20 protein-coding genes and 2 pseudogenes are annotated in these 20,205 nt (G+C 59.5%); 9 read left to right on the top strand and 13 right to left on the bottom strand.

What is annotated here, in order from left to right; all coding sequences use genetic code 11:
• Positions 1-23 precede the first annotated feature (23 nt).
• Together B9Y64_RS12845 and B9Y64_RS12840 are read right to left on the bottom strand one after the other, a co-directional pair.
• A complete protein-coding gene (locus B9Y64_RS12845) occupies positions 24-2,003 on the bottom strand; it encodes a BCCT family transporter (RefSeq protein WP_100441040.1) in 1,980 nt (659 codons plus the stop codon).
• A gap of 51 nt (positions 2,004-2,054) precedes the next feature.
• Entirely contained in the window at positions 2,055-3,152 is a 1,098-nt protein-coding gene (locus B9Y64_RS12840; protein WP_100441039.1) for a hypothetical protein, read from the bottom strand.
• Positions 3,153-3,450: 298 nt separating this feature from the next.
• Between B9Y64_RS12840 and B9Y64_RS12835 the strand changes: the two genes are divergently transcribed.
• Complete coding sequence (locus tag B9Y64_RS12835) at positions 3,451-3,819, top strand: H-NS family nucleoid-associated regulatory protein (RefSeq protein ID WP_100441038.1); 369 nt, start codon at positions 3,451-3,453, stop codon at positions 3,817-3,819.
• Positions 3,820-4,314: 495 nt separating this feature from the next.
• Here the strand turns inward: B9Y64_RS12835 and B9Y64_RS22565 are convergent.
• The 3 genes and pseudogenes from B9Y64_RS22565 to arsH all read right to left on the bottom strand — a co-directional run.
• A pseudogene (locus B9Y64_RS22565) lies at positions 4,315-4,428 on the bottom strand (chromate transporter); the annotation flags it as partial.
• 153 nt (positions 4,429-4,581) lie between these two features.
• On the bottom strand, positions 4,582-5,001 hold the full coding sequence (gene arsC, locus B9Y64_RS12825) for an arsenate reductase (glutaredoxin) (protein WP_065178723.1): 420 nt from the start codon (positions 4,999-5,001) through the stop codon (positions 4,582-4,584).
• The gene (arsH, locus tag B9Y64_RS12820) at positions 4,998-5,738 is read right to left on the bottom strand and encodes an arsenical resistance protein ArsH (protein WP_065178722.1); all 741 of its coding nucleotides are present in this window, start codon (positions 5,736-5,738) and stop codon (positions 4,998-5,000) included. Before arsH ends, arsC begins: the two co-directional genes overlap by 4 nt.
• Before the next feature lie 39 nt (positions 5,739-5,777).
• Between arsH and B9Y64_RS12815 the strand changes: the two genes are divergently transcribed.
• From B9Y64_RS12815 to B9Y64_RS12800, 4 genes are read left to right on the top strand one after another with little or no spacing between them, the layout of a single operon-like run.
• A complete protein-coding gene (locus tag B9Y64_RS12815; RefSeq protein WP_100441037.1) occupies positions 5,778-6,092 on the top strand; it encodes an ArsR/SmtB family transcription factor in 315 nt (104 codons plus the stop codon).
• A gap of 25 nt (positions 6,093-6,117) precedes the next feature.
• Entirely contained in the window at positions 6,118-6,609 is a 492-nt protein-coding gene (locus B9Y64_RS12810) for an arsenate reductase ArsC (protein WP_100441036.1), read from the top strand.
• Between the two features lie 20 nt (positions 6,610-6,629).
• Positions 6,630-7,688, top strand: coding sequence for an ACR3 family arsenite efflux transporter (gene arsB, locus B9Y64_RS12805; RefSeq protein ID WP_100441035.1), 1,059 nt, complete (start codon positions 6,630-6,632; stop codon positions 7,686-7,688).
• A 33-nt stretch (positions 7,689-7,721) separates the two neighbouring features.
• Positions 7,722-8,807 carry an ArsO family NAD(P)H-dependent flavin-containing monooxygenase gene (locus tag B9Y64_RS12800; RefSeq protein ID WP_100441034.1) on the top strand — a complete coding sequence of 362 codons (1,086 nt, stop codon included), beginning with the start codon at positions 7,722-7,724 and terminating at the stop codon, positions 8,805-8,807.
• Here B9Y64_RS12800 and B9Y64_RS12795 read toward each other — a convergent pair.
• From B9Y64_RS12795 to B9Y64_RS21955, 3 genes are all read right to left on the bottom strand, one after another.
• On the bottom strand, positions 8,768-9,301 hold the full coding sequence (locus tag B9Y64_RS12795) for an arsenate reductase ArsC (protein WP_072167338.1): 534 nt from the start codon (positions 9,299-9,301) through the stop codon (positions 8,768-8,770). The two genes, B9Y64_RS12800 and B9Y64_RS12795, sit on opposite strands and share 40 nt — an antisense overlap.
• A 111-nt stretch (positions 9,302-9,412) precedes the next feature.
• Positions 9,413-10,891, bottom strand: a complete 1,479-nt coding sequence (locus B9Y64_RS12790; protein ID WP_100441033.1) for a SulP family inorganic anion transporter — start codon at positions 10,889-10,891, stop codon at positions 9,413-9,415.
• Between the two features lie 697 nt (positions 10,892-11,588).
• Positions 11,589-12,032 (bottom strand): hypothetical protein, encoded by a 444-nt coding sequence (locus B9Y64_RS21955; protein ID WP_157804514.1) that lies wholly within the window; start codon positions 12,030-12,032, stop codon positions 11,589-11,591.
• A gap of 556 nt (positions 12,033-12,588) precedes the next feature.
• On the opposite strand from B9Y64_RS21955, the gene B9Y64_RS12780 reads away from it, so the two are divergent.
• Positions 12,589-12,798, top strand: coding sequence for a YegP family protein (locus tag B9Y64_RS12780; RefSeq protein WP_100441031.1), 210 nt, complete (start codon positions 12,589-12,591; stop codon positions 12,796-12,798).
• Between the two features lie 271 nt (positions 12,799-13,069).
• A pseudogene (locus B9Y64_RS22275) lies at positions 13,070-13,237 on the top strand (transposase); the annotation flags it as partial.
• 378 nt (positions 13,238-13,615) lie between these two features.
• On the opposite strand, the gene B9Y64_RS12770 reads toward B9Y64_RS22275, so the two are convergent.
• Together B9Y64_RS12770 and B9Y64_RS12765 are read right to left on the bottom strand one after the other, a co-directional pair.
• On the bottom strand, positions 13,616-15,796 hold the full coding sequence (locus B9Y64_RS12770; protein WP_100441029.1) for a ThiF family adenylyltransferase: 2,181 nt from the start codon (positions 15,794-15,796) through the stop codon (positions 13,616-13,618).
• 68 nt (positions 15,797-15,864) lie between these two features.
• Positions 15,865-17,040 carry a metallohydrolase gene (locus B9Y64_RS12765; protein WP_180895277.1) on the bottom strand — a complete coding sequence of 392 codons (1,176 nt, stop codon included), beginning with the start codon at positions 17,038-17,040 and terminating at the stop codon, positions 15,865-15,867.
• A gap of 107 nt (positions 17,041-17,147) precedes the next feature.
• Between B9Y64_RS12765 and B9Y64_RS12760 the strand changes: the two genes are divergently transcribed.
• The gene (locus tag B9Y64_RS12760; protein WP_100441028.1) at positions 17,148-18,050 is read left to right on the top strand and encodes a helix-turn-helix transcriptional regulator; all 903 of its coding nucleotides are present in this window, start codon (positions 17,148-17,150) and stop codon (positions 18,048-18,050) included.
• Between the two features lie 11 nt (positions 18,051-18,061).
• Here the strand turns inward: B9Y64_RS12760 and B9Y64_RS21950 are convergent, their stop codons facing one another.
• On the bottom strand, positions 18,062-18,697 hold the full coding sequence (locus tag B9Y64_RS21950) for a hypothetical protein (protein WP_154329108.1): 636 nt from the start codon (positions 18,695-18,697) through the stop codon (positions 18,062-18,064).
• A 344-nt stretch (positions 18,698-19,041) separates the two neighbouring features.
• Between B9Y64_RS21950 and B9Y64_RS21945 the strand changes: the two genes are divergently transcribed.
• Positions 19,042-19,608, top strand: a complete 567-nt coding sequence (locus B9Y64_RS21945; RefSeq protein ID WP_157804513.1) for a hypothetical protein — start codon at positions 19,042-19,044, stop codon at positions 19,606-19,608.
• A 165-nt stretch (positions 19,609-19,773) separates the two neighbouring features.
• Here B9Y64_RS21945 and B9Y64_RS22155 read toward each other — a convergent pair whose 3' ends face one another.
• Together B9Y64_RS22155 and B9Y64_RS22560 are read right to left on the bottom strand one after the other, a co-directional pair.
• Positions 19,774-19,968 (bottom strand): hypothetical protein, encoded by a 195-nt coding sequence (locus B9Y64_RS22155; protein ID WP_198551474.1) that lies wholly within the window; start codon positions 19,966-19,968, stop codon positions 19,774-19,776.
• A gap of 28 nt (positions 19,969-19,996) precedes the next feature.
• Positions 19,997-20,191: an isochorismatase family protein gene (locus B9Y64_RS22560; RefSeq protein WP_052338391.1), complete on the bottom strand. Its 195-nt coding sequence runs from the start codon at positions 20,189-20,191 to the stop codon at positions 19,997-19,999.
• Between the last annotated feature and the right edge of the window lie 14 nt (positions 20,192-20,205).

The following is a 20,205-nucleotide window of genomic DNA, read 5'->3' as shown; positions in this document are numbered from 1 at the left end:
CGGGCGGCATCTGTGTGCAGATTCTACGAGCGCACCTTGTCCAGGAACTGACGGTGGCGCTCGTATTGATCGAGCACATCGTGGATGAGTTGAACCTTGGTCCATCCCATGACGTCGTAGTCCTGCCCGCCCTCCCGCAGATAGACCTCCGCACGGTAATGACGGGTACCCTCGCTGACCGGCCGACGAGGATCCTGCAGGGCGAACGTCGGCGGCTCATAGGGCTGGGGCCGTACCGAGTAGAAGAAGTCCATCTCCTCGCCATGGCCAACCTGCAGCCACGCACGACCATCCTCCCCCTTGGAGACTTGGACCGGCAGATCCTGCTTGCGCAGCTCAGCCGCAACCTCTTCCAATGCCGGGATGACACGCTGCTCGATGAAGCCGGTCACCTCGATCTTCAACGGATTGTGCGCCAGCAGGCGCAGGCGCGCCCGCCAATCCTCGCTGGTACCCGGCAAGATACGTGCCTCGCGCAGGATCGAGCGCTTGGTTGCATCCAGATGCATGGCCTTCAGCAGTCCCCAGCACATCAGGATCATGACGATCGTAAATGGCAACGCACTGGCAATGGTGGCCGCCTGCAATGATTCCAAGCCGCCGGCCACCAGCAGGGCAATCGCAAGGCCGCCGACCAGCAGCGCCCAGAAGATCCGCTGCCAGACCGGCGATTCCTCCTCACCCTTCGAGGTAAGCATGTCGATTACCAGGGCACCGGAGTCCGCTGAGGTTACGAAGAACAGCGCAACCAGGATGACCGCCAGCGAAGAGGTCAGCATGGTCAGCGGCAGGTGCTCCAGGAACTCGAAGAGCGCCATCGAGCTGTCGGTTGAGACCGCCTGCACCAACTGCTGGATGCCCTCCGTCCGCACCATGTGCAACGCGGTGTTGCCGTAGATGGTCATCCACAGGAATGTGAAGCCAAGCGGTACGAGCAGCACCCCTACCACGAACTCACGGACGGTGCGTCCACGTGAGATGCGCGCGATGAACATGCCAACGAAGGGCGACCACGCAATCCACCAGCCCCAGTAGAACAGCGTCCAGCCACCCAGCCAACCCGTGGGTTCGTAGGCATAAAGGTTGAAGGTCATCGAGAACAGTTGGGAAACGTACATGCCGGTGTTCTGCACCAGCGCCTGCATCAGGTGAACGGTGGGTCCACAGACCAGCACGAAGGCCAGCAGCGCCGCCGCCAGGATCATGTTGAGCTCGGACAACCTGCGTACGCCGCTGTCCAGGCCAGCCACGACCGATCCGGTGGCCACCAGTGTGATGACGGTGATCAAGCCAACCTGGGCGAGCGTACTGACCTCCAGGCCGAACAGGTAGTTCAGGCCGGCGTTGATCTGCATGACGCCCAGTCCCAGCGAGGTGGCCAGGCCGAAGATGGTACCCAGTGCGGCAAACGTGTCTACGGCATGTCCCAACGGGCCGTGGATACGGTCGCCGATGAGCGGATACAGCGCGGAGCGGACACGCAGCGGGAGATTGTGTCGGTACGCAAAGTACGCCAGCGACAGCGCTACCACCGCGTAGATCGCCCATGCGTGGATGCCCCAGTGGAAGAAGGTGATGCGCATTGCCTGGCGGGCAGCGGCGGCGGACTCAGGCGAACCAACCGGCGGCGTGGCGTAGTGCATGATGGGCTCGGCAACGCCGAAGAACATCAGACCGATGCCCATGCCCGCAGCGAACAACATTGCGAACCAGGAGCCGTAGCTGTAGTCCGGCGTACTGTGGTCAGGGCCGAGCTTGATGCGGCCGTAACTGCTGATGGCGACGCCGACGACGAAGACCAGGAAGCCGGCTACTGCAAGGATGGTGAACCAACCTGCATCATTGGCGGCCCATGACTTGGCCGCGGTGAACCACCGCGTGGCCATTTCGGGCGCGAAGGCGGCAAGCGCCAGCAGCGCGATGACGATGGCTGCCGTGGGAATGAACACCTGCGAAAGGATCCGCTGGCGAACGGGGGGATGTTGCGGAGCCGTGCTCTGCATGGATACCTCCGTGTTATTGGGTGGAAAAATCTGCGGCTTGCGCGAGGCCGATCAGAAGTAGAAGCCGATATTGAGGTTCAGCCGCGAATGCCAGCTGGAAAGGCCTCCTTCGTCGATGCCGATACCATCACCACCGGCAAACCACATGTTGCGGCCAGCGATCCAGTCGACATAGGTGAGCATGATGCCTTTCTGCAGGCTGCAACCGGTCACGTTCTGCCACGAATCACGAAGGCCCGCGCGGTGCCCGACCGGGCGGGTCATGCTGAGGTTGTTATAGCAGGTGATGTCATCCAGCCAGCCCTTCTGGCCGAACGAATAGGCGATGTTGGCGCTTGGCACATCCGCCTGCGCTGCAACCTGGAAGGGGGATTGGAACGCCGACATTGCGATGCGATCTCCGGGCACGTCATACCGGTACCGCGCCCACTGCAACTGCGCGGTCCAACCATCGCGCTGCCACTGTGCGTGGAGGGCCGCGCCCTGATGACCGTATTGACGCCGTGTCTGAGTGTTCTGCACTTTGCCAGCAAACGCTGATGCGCCCAGCAACAGTTCGCCGCCGCCCCAGTCGTGCGCGCTCTCCACGCGTGCATGCAGTCGTTGCCGCTCGCGATACGGCAATGCCTCGGTCTGCGCGACATCAAAGGAGTAGCGATCGTAGCGAGCCCCGGACCCGTATTCGTCTCCGGAGAACCAGCCAAGATGCCAAGTTGTGCTGCCGCTGCGGTGAATCACCACAAGGCCCGGATCGTAATCATCCTCGATGCCCAGGTAGTAGCCGGAGCCGAACCAGAAACTCTGCGAAACGGTGGGGAGCAGCCCGAACGGGACTTGCTGGATACCTGCCTTGAGCTGGGTAGCATCGGAGAACTGCCAGCCCGCGTAGGCGTGATGCACGGCGTCGAAGCCATCGTACCAGCGGTATTGGGCAGAGAAGGAAAACGGTCCGGTTCCAGCGTCAAGGTCTGCACGCAGCAGTTCAAGCTGCAGGCGGCTGGACGGCCCGTAGTCGAGCCAGCCATAGTTGAACCTGACGGCGCCTCCTGGATCAAAGTAAGGATCTCTATGTAGGTTATCCTCAGAAGCATCTGCAGCCAGCGAAGTTCCCGCCAACGCGGCAGCGACAATGAAGGGAATTGATCTCACGGTTATGCGCCTTGCCTCCCTGATCTGCTACGGAAAGCGCTTGAGTCTAACGTCGATTCATCCAATGCCTCAAACTGGCGATCTCAAAGAACTCTTGGCGACGCCACAGCAATCACTCACGGCGCGTCTTTAGTCCTCAGGTCCATATGCCACGTGAAAATCATGTGTAGTGAGAGAGTAGCTAACACGATCCACTTTTTAGTAGTCGATCCTGAGATTGAGCGACTCATAGTGGACATGGAGTGACACGCAATGTCATTTGAGAATAGGCTAGGGCCTCGACATCGGGGAAGAATTCATGACTATTGATATCAGCGGCCTTTCTGCCAAGGAACTTCGCTCACTGATTGCTCAGGCGGAGAAGCAGCAGTCCAAGGTGCTGTCACGCCCTAAGGCCACAGCGATGCGCGCCAAGATCAACAAGTACGTCAAGGATCATGGATACACGATAGAGGAACTCTACGGCGCTTCAGTGATCGTGCCCTCCGAAACCGCCAAGAAGCGAGGTGATCGGAGGCCTGCCAAATCGACAGGGTCCAAGATCGCTCCCAAGTACCGCAATCCTGCAGTGCGCGGCCAGACGTGGTCCGGTCGAGGGCGGCAACCGCGATGGATAGCCGAGCTGGTAGCAAGTGGAAAATCACTGAATGACTTCCTGATCAAGTAGTGATAGCGAGGTAGCCGCACACCGGTACCGCAGCAAGTCCTGAGAATCATTAGTCATCAGGAGGTAGCCGCACACCGGTACCGCAGCAAGTCCTGAGAATCATTAGTCATCAGATCGAACAGGATGCTGGTGCGCGGAATGCCCTTCCAGGTAGGCGATCAAAGATTTCAGCTAGTCGCAGTTGATGTGACAGCGGGCGAACAGCAGGCGCTCCCCCTTGCCTTTGGAGAGTGGGCTCAGGCAGCAATGATTGCAGTATCCACTTCTGGCCGACAGCTGCCCTCCGATCTGGCAGGATCCGCTTCCTAGCGGGGATTCGACGCTGCCCGGTCTCGCCGCGCTCGCAGATCCGGGTCATCATCGAACATTCCAACCGCATGGCGGCGCGCGTAGCCGAACTGGTGCAGCGCCAACGCGACCTGACCCATGCGATTTACCTGCCCAGGCGGCCAGCAGGCCAAGCCAGCCGGCGCGGGCCAAGCCCAGCAACACCCCAACCTGGCTGCTGGCTGGGCCTGGAAGCAACTGGCACAAGGCCACCAGATCCGAGTAGCTACGGTCCGTCAGCCACCGGCGGCGCTCGACAAACTCGAGGCGGAAGTAGCTCAGATGGGCAATCGGGCCACCGAACGAGGTCAGTCCCAGTCATAGGAACACCAGAAAGTCACGCCACGCACTTTCGCTTTTTGCGGGATGGAGCGTCGGCATGGGGCAGGATCTCCTGTTGTTCTCAAAGGCGGCCAGCCCGGCCCAGCACCCAGATTAGGTCGCCGGGCCTCCCCTGTGCTCGGCCACCAACTCTCCATCTTCCTTCCGGAATGGTCCGGGAAGCTTCGGCAGGATATCCAGCACCAGTTCGGAAGGCCGGCACAGGCGCGTGCCATTATCGGTTTGCACGAAAGGACGATTGATGAGTATTGGGTGCGCCAGCATGGCATCAAGCAACGCGTCGTCGCTCAGTGCCGCATCGCCCAGTGCTAGCTCGTCATAAGGAGTGCCCTTCTGCCGGATGGCGTCGCGCACGCTCAAGCCCGCGGCCCTAATGAGGTCGACCAGGCGCGCGCGGCTGGGCGGGTGGGCCAGGTAGTCGATCACTTCCGGCTCGATCCCGGCGAAGCGGATCATCGCCAGAGTGTTGCGCGAGGTGCCGCACTTGGGGTTGTGGTAGATGACCGCGTTCACGCACTTTCCTCCTCGTTAAAAACAGTTTCCACCACCCCTGCAGCGGCCGCCAGCGCCGCCGCCTCGATGGCCCCCTTGCGCTCGCTGTAACGGTCCACCAGGTAGTCGCTGCGCCCACGCACCAGCAGGGTGAACTTGACCAGTTCCTCCATGACGTCCACCACGCGATCGTAGTACGCCGAAGGCTTCATTCGACCTTCGTCGTCGAACTCCTGCCAGGCCTTGGCGACCGAGGACTGGTTGGGGATCGTCACCATCCGCATCCACCGGCCGAGCACACGCAGCGCGTTGACGACGTTGAACGACTGCGAACCGCCGCAGACCTGCATCACGGCCAGCGTGCGGCCTTGGGTGGGGCGCACGCTGCCCTCTTCCAGTGGCAGCCAGTCGATCTGGTTCTTGAATACCGCGGTAAGGGTGCCATGGCGTTCCGGGCTGACCCACACGTGGCCCTCCGACCACAGCGAGGCCTGGCGCAGCTCCTGCACCTTTGGGTGGGTGGCTGGCACCGAGTCAAGCATCGGCAGCTCGTGTGGATCGAACAGGCGGGTTTCCGCCCCGAGCTGTTCCAGCAGCCGCTGCGCCTCCAGCGCCAGCTTGCGGCTGAACGACTGAGGCCGCAGCGAGCCGTACAGGATCAGGATGCGCGGGCGGTGCGGCTGCGCGGCCGGGTCGTTGAGCTTGGTGGCCGTCGGAATGTCCAAGGCACCTGGGACCAAGTTGGGGATCTGCTGCACGGGGTTGTCCTACGGAATCGATTCTATTATTCTAGAATCATGGAACATAAAACTGCAACCCACGCTCTTGCTGCCTTGGGCCACGCCACCCGCCTGTCGATCTTCCGCCTGCTTGTACAGGCCGGCAGCGGCGGCAAGCTGGCCGGTGACATTGCCCAGACGCTCTGCTTGCCTGGCGCCACGCTCTCCTTCCACCTGAAGGAACTGTTGGCTGCGGGCCTGATCAGCGCCGAGCAACGTGGTCGGACGATCTGCTACCGGGCCGAGTTCGAGGCGATGACCGCATTGGTGGCCTATCTCACGGAGAACTGTTGTGCCGACGAACAGGCCTGCGAACGACCCGTTGGCTGCTGACCAACCCACCTTAGAGATCGCTCAGATGACCCGTCGCGTCCTGTTCTTGTGTACCGGTAATTCCGCTCGCAGCGTGTTGGCCGAATCGACCCTGAAGAAGTGGGGCCAAGGCCGCTACGAGTCCTTCAGCGCCGGCAGCCAGCCGGCCGGCCGTGTCAACCCGTTTGCCATTGCTCAGTTGAAGCGCGAGGGTTTCCCGGTGGACGGCCTTCGCAGCAAGTCGTGGGACGAGTTCGCCGAAGCGGATGCCGCGCCGATGGATCTGATCGTCACCGTCTGCGACAGCGCGGCGGTCGAGGCATGCCCGGTAGTGTTCGGCGACTTTGTACGGGTGCACTGGGGCCTGTTCGATCCGGCCGGCGTTGAAGGCTCGGACGGAGAGAAAGCCGAAGCCTTCGATCGCGCGCACCAGATCATCAAGGCGCGCCTGAGGGCCTTCCTGGAGATCTCCGACAGCGTCTGGGATGACAGCGAGGCCCTCAAGGCCCGGCTCGACCCGATCGCACAGATCAACTGACCGTCCTTCCGGAAATCCCCATGACCACTGATACCTCCCGCCTGTCCTTCCTGGACCGGTATCTCACGCTCTGGATCTTCGCCGCCATGGCGCTCGGCGTCGGCATGGGGGCGTTGTTCGAGGGTGTGCCCAGCGCGTTGAACAGCCTCTCCATAGGGTCGACCAACATCCCGATCGCGATTGGTCTGATCCTGATGATGTATCCGCCGCTGGCCAAGGTGAAGTACGAGGAACTGCCGCGGGTCTTCGCCGACAAACGGGTACTGATGCTCTCGCTGCTGCAGAACTGGATCGTCGGTCCGTTCCTGATGTTCGGCCTGGCCGTGCTGTTCCTGCGGGATTACCCCGAGTACATGACCGGCCTGATCCTGATCGGGCTGGCACGCTGCATCGCCATGGTGCTGGTCTGGAATCAGCTTGCCCGCGGTGACGGCCAGTACGTCGCTGGGCTGGTGGCATTCAACTCGATCTTCCAGATTGCGCTGTTCAGCGTCTACGCGTGGTTCTTCCTGTCCTGGTTGCCGCCGGTGTTCGGTCTGCAGGGCAGCGTCATCGATGTCAGTTTCTGGACCATCGCCGAGGCTGTTCTGATCTACCTTGGTATCCCGTTCCTGGCGGGCTTCCTCACCCGCCGATGGTTGAAGGCGCGCAAGGGCGTGCAATGGTATGAAGAGACGTTCCTGCCCGCCATCAGCCCGGTAACCCTCGCCGCACTGCTGTTTACCATCGTGGCGATGTTCAGCCTGAAGGGAGGCGATGTGCTGAGGATTCCGATGGACGCGGTACGCATCGCGATCCCGCTGACGTTGTACTTCATCATCCAGTTCGTCATCAGTTTCTTCATGGGCAACCTGATCGCCAAAGACTACCCCCGCACCACCGCGATCGCGTTCACCGCAGCAGGCAACAACTTCGAACTGGCCATCGCCGTGGCGATCGCGGCGTTCGGGCTGGCTTCCCCGGTAGCCTTCGCGGCTGTTATCGGCCCGCTGGTGGAAGTGCCCGTGCTGATTCTGCTGGTCCACGTCGCCCTGCGCCTGGGCAAAAGCTACTTTCCTGCCGATGCACGGAGCCGCTGAACCGCCTAGGTGCTGCAGCATGAGGAAGTCCCGATGGACAGCGTCGATGTCGTGGTGATCGGAGGTGGCCAGGCGGGTCTTTCGGCTGGCTACTTCCTGCGTCGCAGCGGGCTGTCCTATGTGATTCTTGATGCCGAAACGTCACCTGGCGGGGCGTGGCAGCATGCGTGGAAATCCCTGCATCTGTTCTCGCCGGCGGGCTGGAGCTCGATTCCCGGTTGGCCGATGCCTGCTACCCGGGAACCGTGCCCGTCGCAGGCGGAAGTGCTCGACTACCTCGCGCGCTACGAGCATAAGTATGCGCTGCCTGTCATCCGTCCCGTGCAGGTAAAACGCATCAGCCGCTCGGGGAGCCGGCTGCGGGTGGAAGCAGATGACGGCCGGCAGTGGCAGACACATGCAGTGATCAGCGCCACGGGTACGTGGCGGCATCCCTGCACGCCCGGATATGAAGGTCTGAACGCTTTCGGCGGCGTGCAGCTGCACTCGGCCCACTACAGCCATCCCGAACCCTTCGCCGGAATGCGCGTGGCCATCATCGGCAGCGGCAACTCAGGCGCACAGATTCTGGCCGAGGTCTCCAAGGTGGCCAAGACCACGTGGATCACCCAGCGGGTGCCAGCCTTCCTGGCCGACGATGTCGACGGGCGCATTCTGTTCGCACGCGCAACCGAGAAGTGGAGGGCTCAGCAGGAAGGACGCGAGCCGGATATTCAGCGGGATGGTTTTGGCGACATCGTGATGGTGCCGCCGGTGGTGGACGCACGGCGCCGCGGCGTACTGGTCTCCATGCCGCCACCCGTCCGTTTCACCGCCACCGGCATGCAGTGGGCAGATGGCAGCGAACGCAACTTCGACGCGGTGATATGGTGCACCGGCTTCCGGCCGGTATTGTCGCACCTGGAAGGACTGGGCATTGTCAACGCTCGTGGTCGGATCGACGTGGATGACACCCAGGTTCGGTCGGTCGCAGCGCCATCGATTTGGCTGCTTGGCTATGGCGACTGGAATGGCGCAGCATCGGCCACGCTGATCGGGGTGACCCGATACGCGCGCGAGGCAGTTAGGCAGATCAGCGACTACATCGGGGAGGCTTCTCCGGTGTTATCTGGCGCGTGAGCCTCGGCGCCATTGCCCAGCGCCCGCACCTGCGATTGCAGGGCCATGCGGTCCAGCGCTTCAGGCTTAAGCGCCAACAGCAATCCGAGACGGTGCTGGAGCTGGTGAAGCGTGCTCAGGAACGCCTTATGGACCTGATCAGCACTGCCCTGCACTGCGGCCGGGTCGGGGATGCCCCAGTGGGCGGTAGCCGGGTGGCCTGGCCACACGGGACACGCTTCACCCGCGGCACGATCGCACACCGTTACGATGAGATCCATCTGCGGTGCTTCCGGACCTGCGAATGCATCCCACGGCTTGCTCGACAGCCCGGCAACGTCGAAGCCAATCTCCGAGAGCACCTGCAGGGCCACCGGATGAACTACGCCCTTGGGATGACTGCCCGCACTGTAAGCGCGGATACGTTCACGCCCTAAATGGCTGGCCAGTGCTTCGGCAAGAATGCTGCGCGCCGAGTTGCCTGTGCAAAGGAACAGAACATTCAGGGGACGCATGTCATCGCAACCATTTATCTAGAATAATCGAAGTATTGCCTTGCCATATGTCAACTCGATGACTGCCGAAAAGGAAGCGGGCACCCCTCGGTGCCCGCTTCGCTCATCTGTTCAATGACCCGACGACCGTGTGGCGCCTGGCGTACGATGCTTTCCCAAGCGGTCTACCAAGGTCTCACTTGCATCGTTGAGACCGAACACCTCAACGGTCGCGCCGTGCTCGCGCAGCTTCATCACTACCCGGTCGAGCGCATCAACGGCGGTCAGGTCCCAGAAGTGGGCGTCCTTCAGATCGATGATGACCTCCTTGGGGACATCCAGATAGTTGAAGCTACTCACGAACTGTCCGGCAGACGCAAAGAACACCTGCCCCTTCACAACGTAGACGCGCGAGTCGGTCTCGACCTGGGTGTCGTCGATGATCAGCATCTTGCCGACCTTGCGGGTGAAGAACACCGCCGACAGGATCACGCCTGTCAACACGCCTTTGGCGAGGTCGTGGGTAGCCACGGTCACGATGACCGTGCCAATCATCACGACCGAAGAGCTCTTGGGATGAATGGCCAGCTCGCGCAGCGAGCGCCAGCTGAAGGTGCCGATGCTGACCATGATCATCACCGCGACCAGTGCGGCCATTGGAATCTGACTCACCAGGTTTGACCCATAAACAACCAGAAGGAGCAAAACCACGCCGGCCACAAGGCACGAGAGACGGCCCCGGCCACCGGAAGTGATGTTGATCACCGACTGGCCGATCATTGCACAGCCTGCCATGCCCCCAAAGAAGCCCGTTACGGTGTTAGCCAAGCCTTGGCCAGCACATTCGCGATTCTTCTGGCTCGGGGTATCGGTCATGTCTTCGACGATCTGCGCGGTCATCAGCGATTCCAACAAGCCAACGACCGCCAAAGTCGCCGAAACCGGCAGCAGGATCTGGAGTGTTTCCCAGGTGAATGGCACATCCGGAATCAGGAACGACGGCAGGCTGTCAGGCAGCGCCCCCATGTCGCCTACGGTCCGTACCTGGAAGCCGAAATACATGGAAGCGGCCGTGAGAACCACGATCGCCACCAATGCCGAAGGAACGGCTTTGGTCAGCAGCGGCAGCAGGTAGATGATTGCCAGACCCACAGCACAGATCGCATACACCATCCACGGCATGCCGATGAGCTCGGGAAGCTGCGCCATGAAAATGAGAATCGCCAGTGCATTCACAAATCCGGTCACCACCGAGCGCGACACAAAGCGCATCAGCGAGCCCAACCGCAGGGCGCCGGCCAGCATCTGCAGGACGCCGGCCAGGATGGTGGCGGCAAACAGATACTGAATGCCGTGCTCGCGCACCAGCGTGACCATCACCAACGCCATGGCGCCGGTCGCAGCCGAGATCATGCCAGGGCGGCCACCGGCGATGGCGGTGATGACGGCGATGCAGAACGAGGCATACAAACCTACCTTTGGGTCGACGCCGGCGATGATGGAAAACGCGATTGCCTCAGGAATCAGGGCTAGCGCAACGACAATGCCCGACAGCAGGTCACCACGGATGTTACCGAGCCATTGCTGGCGCAGGGGATAAATTGCAGGCATAGAAAATGATCTCCGCGCACAGCAGTGCGCGCCAAACGAAAGAAACAGGCACCCTTCCAGACCTAAGTGTCTGGGTCGCTTCTTCAATCAAGCGTCAGGGTGGAGTCATCGCTAGCCGATCCGTTGGGTATTTGACGGTATATTGTAGACTGGCATAGCGCCTGAGGGGAAATCCGGCCGGCATCGCGGTCGCCTCGGTGCACTCTCAAGGGTAGCTTCCCAGATCCCAAGATCATTTCGCAGGCGAAGTCGACAAGCTGGTAGGCAGTTGATCAGATTGAATTGAGCTCTGACCGAATCGCCAAAGAAGAGGTGGACATTCGCCGCGGGGCCTGTGTCCGCTATCGGCCAAAAGCGGACATTCAGATTGGAAGTTGCTGTCTACAGCCATTGGGGCGAATCACCTGCCCGCCGACAACTCACCATTCTGCCATAGGCGAAAGCTGACGCCGCCCGGAACCGAGTTGCGCGCGCTCCTGAAGGCAGCTTTGGTGGTCCTCCCGTCAACTAGCATCCAAGTGAGCATGGTTTGGCAAAACTGAGAGGCTGTCGCGCCATGAACCGAGTGGAACGGCGCTGCAAAGGTTTTACAGATGGTGAACCGCGAAAAGGTCTTTCCGAAATCTGCATAACCTGTTTTGCAACAGAGAGAGATAAATGATTTTGGCTTGGCACCACGATCCTTTAGGGCATCATCTTATGTTGGAAGATTGACGTCACCATCCACGCCAAAGCCAATACAGTCCCTGTTTCCATGCCCGATGAGGATAACGTGCGTGTAAGCTCTATGGTTCTTGATCCAGAACGCTTTCAACTCAGCAACGCTTCGGACTTTCACCGCGATAACCTGGTCGTCTGGAACGAGCAGGCGGCAAAACTGAAGCACTGACTTCGCGAGTGGGTCAAGTAACGCGGCCTCGCTAACGAAGTCGCCGATATTGATGATGAGAATGCCCACATCCGAGTGGAGCCGGCCTACTCCAATGGGCCCTGAAACAGCACCACGTGGTACCTCTACAGTTGCAGACCTAGCGTTGATGGATGAAATCTTTGTCCTGTAAAGCGCGGTGTCCTGATCCTCAAGGTCGGGCACAAGAAGGCACGGAACGTATACCCGATCTCCGACCGCAAAAGCTGGCATGTTTTTCCCCTGAATGGGCCAACCAGGAATGGACCGCTTAGAGCGGCATTGCGCGAAGTGTCGCCAATCCGGTTTCAACTTGGAATAGGAAAAATCCTACACCCATTCAACAGGCTGGTCCCCGGAAAAGCAGCCGTGCTGGGCAAGTTCTGGCGGCCCAATCCGGCGTCGATGCTACTTTTGGTGCTTTTGTGTCGTATCACACCGACGTTACGGCACGCCCTAACCCTCTCCGTGATACCACACGCTCATGCTCCCACCAAACCCGAGATCGATCGCGTATGCGAGGATCCAGAAAAGGGCCCTATGCGCGTGGCCGAGCGTCTCCGGCTAGAGGCGGCACACGACTCCGAGCTGATCCGGCCAATTTGACAATCGCTTGCCCGCATCCCAGCCCCTAACCACTTGTTCAGTAGACTCGGCAAACCTAAGATCGAAGACAGGAGACGCAGACTCACTGTCTTCCGACACGAGGATCGCAGTCTGCCTCCAGGGAGGCCGACCAGCCTAACGCCGGTCGGCCATACATTGGCGAACGAAGGGGGATAAATACGCAATGGCAGAGGTTTCTTACTTCTATGTATACAAGGACGTTGCGGGACAGTGGCGATGGCGGTTCACGGCAAAGAATGGAAGAATCATTGCGGTGAGCTCGGAGAGCTACATTAACCTTTCTGACTGCGAGCACTCGGTTATGCTATTGAAGCAGGAGTCTCAGTTCGCACCTGTGATAGGTGACGAGCATTTCGATCGCCTGCGGAAATAGCGCCCCTTTGGGCCGGGGTCGGGTAATACAGAACGATCCCGGCCACTCTAGCGAGAGCCTTGCGTCTCGCTAAGTCCCATTATTCAGCCTGGCGACCGACAGCATTTCCATCGTCCTGCAACGCCTCCACTTAACGCCGAGGTCAAGCACCTCCCGCTGGAGTATTCTGATTTCTGCATCCCTCTGAGCGATTTGCAATCCCGCCGGATTCTGCGGAAATATCGAAGCCATAAACTATGGCTTAGGCAGAGGTGGTCGTGGGCATGAATCGGTGCACCATGAGTTCAAGATCGAGGCGATCCAGCAGATCGTTGAGTACGGCCGCCTGGTAGCGGAGGCCGCCTAGCGGCTGGGCGCATCAATCGACAGTCTTTTCGGCCAGAAGCGGCAGCAAGGCAAAGGCGAGCTTGGCCGGCGCGTGGAGCAGGACCAGAGCGCGGCAGCGCCTCAAGGCTGAGCTATGCACAGCCAGTGGAGCAGCGATCCTGATGTCCGCTTCCGGCCAGAAGCTGCCATTCGACATCTATCAGGACCCGAGCATATCAGCCGTCCAGAGCTGCTTGATCAATCATTACCACCCCGGGGTGATGGCCTTAGACGAAGAGCGGGCTCTCCAGTTCAGATGCCCAGTGCAGACTCCAACTGCTCCCCTGATCACTGATGGGGCGCTGACGGAAGGCCGCCAGCACCAGGTCATATCGGAACTGGAGATGTATCCGCTCACGCCAAGCGGCCACCCCATGTGCGCAGAGGCGAAGCCAGCAAGTCCCGCCTGCGCCATCAAACCGCTCGGCAACTCGTCTGCGTGTTAAGCGAGCTAACTCCCTTTCGCTTGCAGGAAAACGTCGATGCCGTTCTCGCCCGCTATGAGCATCACCGCTGGTAGTCCGTGCGCACCCAGCCTTGTGCAGAGATGTGACAGAAGTTCCTGATCCTGGATGCTTGGAACTGCCTTCACACCCTGGGGATGCGAGTGCCAAGCACCTATCCAAAGCACCATACCGGCTGTTCGACGCTGGGCCTCAGTAATGTCTTCCTGCACGCCGCAGCTACCGCACTGGAAGTCCGCCTCAGTTGACACACTGTCCTTTGGTGCGGAACGGCCGTCCACGAGATGGATTGTGTTGAGCTTGAAATCGACGACGCCCAGAAGGATTCCTCCGGTTTCGAGTGGAAGCGAGTTGGCTCGTTCCCCTAGGAGTTGTTCGCAGAGACCTTCGTCCCAGATAATCTCCCAGTCTCCTACCTTTTTCGAAAAGGTTCGTCTGGCTGCCACCTCAATGTGACGAATGCTGCCGTCGCTCGAAGACTCCCATACATCGATACTTGCACCGGAAAGCATTGACCTATTCCTGATCTGCCCTGCAAGTAATGATGCACTTCGCAACACCTGGTCGTAGCCTAGGACTACAGAGACATCGCGACAGCCCGCCCCACTTCGAAGTGGGCGACCCTTTGCTTCGAGGTGCACTGCTCCCCAATCTTGCTGGATGATCGCCCTGTAGTACTGGGCCTCAAGCGATGCGCCTCTGATTTCCCGCGAGCTGTCCTCAGCAAGAAGCACGCAGCCATCTCCCGACGGCGTCAAGAAGGTTGCCATACCTCGAGGTAGGTCCGCTCCAGACCACGACCTAGTTACCTGGATGGTTGTTGATGCATCGATGAGGAGATCGCCACGCTTCAGGCACGCATGTACCGCCTCTGTATCAAGGTCCGAGGCCCGGTTCTGCAACGCTTTCACATCTGGGTCGGCAAACCCGAGCGTCCGCCGCGCATGGCGTTTGGCTACTTCGACTTTTGGCAACCCAACCTGATCTTGGGTGCCGACATGCCGGACGACGTTGTGCTGAGCTAGAACGTCGGGATCGATGTAGTCCCAGTGACCCCATGCGGAGCGTGACCATATATCGATAAGGGCACTTCCCAGGGCGCCCACTCCTGCAATTACGCCGCGGAACTCACCGTCTTCAATTCCCGACCATCGCTTCGCCTCGTCTCGATCCAGACTGCGGCTGACGTCGATGTGCAGCACTTCGATATCTTGCCAACCCTTCTCTGGCCACCTCGGTCCTTCTCCAAGTATAAGGACTGGCTGGACTGTATCGTTCTCTCCGTACCGGCCAAGTGCCTGTATTTTTAATCCTAGCGCGACCAGGTCACAGTCGATTCTGAAGCCCATCGAGTCGATGCTCACCACTTCACCGTCTCGTAGCCGCGGAAGACGAACGATCAAGATGATTCGCCCCTGACCCGGCTGGATGTTGGCGTTGCAGCATCGCCGGAAAGCCTCTTGAACTGATTTGGCCAGTCCCGGCATCAGCGAGCTTCCCTTAGCTACAAGCAGCTCTTCAAGGCTGCCAAGCGATGACGGCGGCGAGGAGAGTGGCAGGTGCGCGATTGGGGCGGCATCCATGATGAGTATGCGATGCGGCGCCCGTGCCGGAGAAGCAGACGCGACAATGCGCGTGCGATATGTCACTCCGCGTTCCCACTCCCACGCGTCCACAAAAGCGAGCTCCTTGGACGGATCGCTCAAAGCCTCCGCAAAGTCCGGCGGAAGCATTAGGCACTGCCCAAGGCTGTAGAAGACGGGTTCCAAGCCGCGGTCGGCCCCATGAATCGTCCCATCTGCCGTCTTTTCCAGCCAAGCTAGAAGGGTCTCGAGTAGCGCTTCTGGCGTGAACCTATGTTCCGCAAGCTCCCAGTCTCCCTCCATAATGCAGAGCGACGGCGGTCCTTGGTCACCCGTAGAGTACTGATGCAGCGCTCTCGGGAAGCTCTTCCTGAGAGGTCGAGCTTCGAATGGGAATCGGGCACCAGTTCGGTAGAGAAGTGCAATTCGTTCGATGCGGTGAATCCCTGCGTCGTTCCCAGGGGACACGGCGCCATCACCAACATCGGCCACTATGATCTCTGCAACGAATGGGTGTTCAAGCCGTCTCAGCTCCACAACATTGATATCCGCGTGTGCATTGCAGGCCCTGAGGAGGGCCCGCATGCGGCCATCGCGGAATGGATCAGGCTCATCTTTGGGGATGCTGACCCCCCAGTCGAGAAAATCTGAAGTCACTGAGGGCTGCCCGCGCGCGGCGCGGCAGCCAGTGCCGCTACCGTAGAAGAGCCTGCGCCTGCCTTCCTGACTCGGACACCTCCGAATGAAACCTGGAGATCCAGCGGAGCCTGCTCCCAATGGTGCGGATACTCTCCGGTGCACATGAATTTTCCGCCCACAGTAGCCAGGATGCTCTCGTACTCCGTCTTAGCGCGAATACACGGCGGATCATTCTTGTCATCCAGGATCCGCTTTGAGCTAGCCACAATCACCGCACCTGTCTTCGCCTGACCTAGGGCAGCTCGCGCTTCAGGTGACACTTGGGCCTTTTCGCCCTTTTCGGACCAGCTATCCCATGACAGCGAATGCCACGAGCAATGGTGCGGTGCCTGAAGAAGGTCGTACTGCAGCTCTCCACTCTTGCCATACTCAGCCCAGAGAAGCTCCCATACGTAAACTTCCGCATCACCGCCAGACAAGAATTTGCAGCGCGGCCGTCCGGCCTCGACAGAGTCCAAGGCGAAGTTGATGACGATGCTGGAATTGTTCTTCTTCAGCTCCTCAACAATGTCCGGGTCATCGCAGAGGATTGGCGCGAGCAGCGTTGCCTCAAAGTAGGAGCTACTAGCCCCATTGATACGGTTGAAGGTAGTACCAGGCTGGATGACGATCGGGGCGAGATCATCCGTCTTGCCGTCAACGTCCTCACCCATCAGAAGTACGCGCTCGCCGTCCTTGTTCCCTAGACCATGGCGGAACTGCGTTACCCGCCGCTTAGCCTCGCGATTAAAAGCCAATGCGTCGTCGCAGAGAACATGGTCCTTTGAACGACGGCGGAAAACCAACGGAGACGACCAGATTTCCCGGATGACTATCCGCTTGTCGTTGTCCGCCTTGTTGTCATCAGGATAGTTCTCGATTGGGCCCAGGTAGAAGTGACGGGCCAGACCGAGACAATGGTCTTGATCAGGGTGACTCAACATGAAGACGTCGACATAGGGCCGGCCAAATCCATCCCGCTGCAGCCTGCCCCGCAGGTCCGAAGCCACATCACGTACAGAAGTGTCGTCAGCATCGTCCGCCGCCGCGCGGATGTTAACGTCAATAAGGATAGAACTGACCGCAGCATCCGCGAGGCGGATCAGGGTCATGTCACCGCAGTCGACCGGGAAGAACGTGATGTTGCTCATTCGAGTTGCGCCTCATCGTGTTGACCACCCCGTGGCCTTCAGACGCACTATACTACGAAAAACTATGAGGTCATAAAAAGTAGTGGATATTTTTGGAAGATTCTCACATGCCTAACAAATTCAATGACTTAAAGGATGTGTCCGCCCGCAAAGAGCGCTGGGGTCAGGCACGCCGGCTAGAATTCATTGACTCTCGGCTCTTGTGGGCAGGTAAGGTCAATCGTTCTGACCTAGTGGAGTTCTTCAAGATCTCACCCCCTCAGGCGACTCTGGACTTTGCTGAATACGCCGCACGCGCCCCGCTGAATGCGAAGTACGACGCCAAGGAGCGTGCCTATGTGGCGATGCCGACATATGCGCCGATCTTCACCGAAGGATCGAGCGCCCGCTATCTGGCGGAACTGCATGCGATCACTACCGGCTTGCTGAGTCCCGATTTGAGCTTCTTGGGTAACCCGCCGCCTTCAGAGATCGTGAGCTTCCCTAGCCGCCGGGTCGATGTCTCGCTACTACGGGAGACCTTGTCTGCAATTCAGTCCGGCAGAGCTCTGGAGATCACCTACCAGACCATGGCACGTGCTGAGCCAGATGTAAGGTGCGTCTCACCCTTGGCATTGGCCTACGACGGATTCCGATGGCACATCCGAGCCTACTGTCACTTGCGCAACGACTACCGTGACTTCCTCTTTGCGCGAATCTTGCTGGCGAAGCCATCTGGAGACGCTCAAGCCACGATCAGTGGCGACGTACAATGGAACCGCGTGATCGATATTGAGATAGCACCAAACCCTGCTCTCTCGGAGGGCGCGCGGCGAGTGATTGAACTTGACTACGGCATGTCAGAAGGCAAATTGAAGCTGAAGTGCAGACAAGCAATGGGCTATTACTTGTTGGCACGCTTGGGTCTTAAAGAACAAGAGAACGAAGCGGCAAGATCGCAGCAGATTGTCCTTGCAAACCGCACCGAACTAGCTGCCTACCTTCCCTCAATTGTGCGGCCGGATTTCTAGTAAAGGGCCAGTCATGCCGAACCGGGAGCAGCGGAACCTGGCTGCGCGCCCTCTATCGCCAGAACAGTTCGAACCAGACGTACGCCCGCTACGCGCGCGACGACACTTGCGCCAAGGTATTGCAGGCAGAAGATTGCGGCCACGGGGCCTCGTGCGAAGCCGAGATCGAAGAACGTGAGCGCGATGGGGGCCACCACGGTAACCGGGAGTGACACTACTGCCAGATCCCGAAAAGTGAGAAAGCGACGATTGGCATCAAGAACTGCCTCGTCATTGCGATGGTCGCGGTAAATTTTGTACCACAGGCGCTGCTGTTCATCCGGGTCTGACGGAAGAGGACCCCGCCGCGCCGCAACTGCTTCACCGTCTATTCTCGAGTCTTCTCTTAGGTGCCTGGAGAATGCCGAATAGCCAGGCAAGTGATGCTTGGTTCTCCAGAAGACGAGTGCAGCCTTCATGTCTGGCGAGAGAATTGAGGTCATCATGTAGAGCATTGGAGGGGAAAGTACTGTCGTTAGCCCACCTATGATCATCTTCGGGTCGGCAGCACCCCAACGCCAATCGGGAATCAAGACGTAGGTTAGCAGCGCCATATCGAAAGCTATGAAGGCTCCGAGCCATCTCAGCAGTCCTCCTTTTGCAGACACTTCCTTCTCCCCGGTCAACTAGATTGGCAGGCGGTTGATATTTACCTCTCCCGCCAGATTATGCCTTCCCGAAGGCACATTTAGGTAGGGCGCACGAGCTTTTGGGCCTAAGGGCACGGCCCAAGCGTTCGGTGTCAGCCCGGATCTTACCTGTCAGCCTTCCGTGGGGAGATCGGTCAAGGAGCGGCGATGGGTGGCGCTAGCTCTGGGCCAGGAAGGCCCTGCACTTCTCTGCCGAGATCTCCCATCGCCGGAATGGGAGCGTCCTAGGCCGCAGGGACCATGACCTTGGATAGCTAACCAGTATCTGCCAACATTCTTCCTATAGACAGGGAGAGCCTCCAATGGAACGAGTGATCAATATCTACCATGATGGTCAGCTGGTGCGTCTGGTAGACGAGGCTAAAGTCAGCCCAAGGGATAACACATATACAGTTGTTGTGGGAGAGAACGGAGTTGGAAAAAGCCGGCTGTTGTCGGATATTGCGCGGCTTCGGATTAGCGAGTATTACGGCCCAATCGGCACTGGGCAATTTAGTCATCCCCCACATCCTGTGGTCGTTGCGGCTTCAACGAGTCCCTTCGACAAGTTTCCAGCGCCGCCAAGGCGGAGTGCAAAGGCGCAGAAGAACTACCGCTACGTTGGGATGCGTGGAGAGGGCATGTACGGCTCATCATCAGCCGTGTCGCTGCTGTCCTCCGCAGCTCGGGGATTGCTATCGAAGCTGGCTGAGACCCCGCCTAGCTTGAACCTACTAGGTGTCCTGGAATCTGCGGGTACCGATGAGATTGATCACCTGGACCAGCAGAAGATGATCACGCGACCGAGCCTGGTGACCAGCATCGTTGCTCGGTCAGAACCATCGTTCCCACAGGTCGCCGATAACTTTGATCAGATCAACGACCCCTGACAGCGCCGCCAAACGAACTCGACACCGCCGCCAGTCAGTTGGACACCTGACATGGCACCGATGCCCCCTTTCGGCCAAGAGCGGACATCACGTAGCAACGCCCGGGATGAGAGAGCGGCCGATGACTTACCGCCAAGCAAATCGCGCTGCACGCCCCAACAGATGTCATTTGGCCAGATAGGTGTCGGCTGAAATGACTTCCGCATACCCGAATGCGAGCGTTGACATCAGGGCCGTATGCACTTGCTCGGCGGGCACGCTCTTCCCATCGAACTCGAGCTCGCGGGTTGCGCAGGCGTCGTGCACGACCGTTGTCTTGTAACCAAAATAGCCGCGGCGCAAGTTGTCGCGTCGATGCACATGTGGCTCATCGGCCAATAACCGTGACTTATTCGATGCCGTCGGAATCGAGTGTCTCCTTGAGGTCCGTCTTGTGGAACGAGTTCGGATAGTTCTTTGTGATGACGTGCTCGTCGTCTTGGGGGGCTACCTTCGGATGTATCAGCACGCCCTCGGTGCCGGGTACGAAGAACGGCAGGTCGCCGGCGCGAACGCTTACCGGATCATGGACGCAGTCCGGCACTGACCGGACCCGGC

It is taken from the genome of Stenotrophomonas maltophilia (genome assembly GCF_002799245.1).
Classification (GTDB): domain Bacteria; phylum Pseudomonadota; class Gammaproteobacteria; order Xanthomonadales; family Xanthomonadaceae; genus Stenotrophomonas; species Stenotrophomonas maltophilia_S.
Note: the sequence above shows the minus strand (reverse complement) of the source record. Positions and strands in the feature narration are given on the sequence as shown.

Bases quoted from the DNA above. Each gene is read 5' to 3' on its own strand.
- B9Y64_RS12845 (WP_100441040.1), bottom strand. From the start codon at position 2,003: ATGCAGAGCACGGCTCCGCAACATCCCCCCGTTCGCCAGCGGATCCTT.
- B9Y64_RS12835 (WP_100441038.1), top strand. From the start codon at position 3,451: ATGACTATTGATATCAGCGGCCTTTCTGCCAAGGAACTTCGCTCACTG.
- B9Y64_RS12815 (WP_100441037.1), top strand. From the start codon at position 5,778: ATGGAACATAAAACTGCAACCCACGCTCTTGCTGCCTTGGGCCACGCC.
- B9Y64_RS12810 (WP_100441036.1), top strand. From the start codon at position 6,118: ATGACCCGTCGCGTCCTGTTCTTGTGTACCGGTAATTCCGCTCGCAGC.
- arsB (WP_100441035.1), top strand. From the start codon at position 6,630: ATGACCACTGATACCTCCCGCCTGTCCTTCCTGGACCGGTATCTCACG.
- B9Y64_RS12800 (WP_100441034.1), top strand. From the start codon at position 7,722: ATGGACAGCGTCGATGTCGTGGTGATCGGAGGTGGCCAGGCGGGTCTT.
- B9Y64_RS12795 (WP_072167338.1), bottom strand. From the start codon at position 9,301: ATGCGTCCCCTGAATGTTCTGTTCCTTTGCACAGGCAACTCGGCGCGC.
- B9Y64_RS12790 (WP_100441033.1), bottom strand. From the start codon at position 10,891: ATGCCTGCAATTTATCCCCTGCGCCAGCAATGGCTCGGTAACATCCGT.
- B9Y64_RS21955 (WP_157804514.1), bottom strand. From the start codon at position 12,032: ATGCCAGCTTTTGCGGTCGGAGATCGGGTATACGTTCCGTGCCTTCTT.
- B9Y64_RS12780 (WP_100441031.1), top strand. From the start codon at position 12,589: ATGGCAGAGGTTTCTTACTTCTATGTATACAAGGACGTTGCGGGACAG.
- B9Y64_RS12770 (WP_100441029.1), bottom strand. From the start codon at position 15,796: ATGCGGGCCCTCCTCAGGGCCTGCAATGCACACGCGGATATCAATGTT.
- B9Y64_RS12765 (WP_180895277.1), bottom strand. From the start codon at position 17,040: ATGAGCAACATCACGTTCTTCCCGGTCGACTGCGGTGACATGACCCTG.
- B9Y64_RS12760 (WP_100441028.1), top strand. From the start codon at position 17,148: ATGCCTAACAAATTCAATGACTTAAAGGATGTGTCCGCCCGCAAAGAG.
- B9Y64_RS21945 (WP_157804513.1), top strand. From the start codon at position 19,042: ATGGAACGAGTGATCAATATCTACCATGATGGTCAGCTGGTGCGTCTG.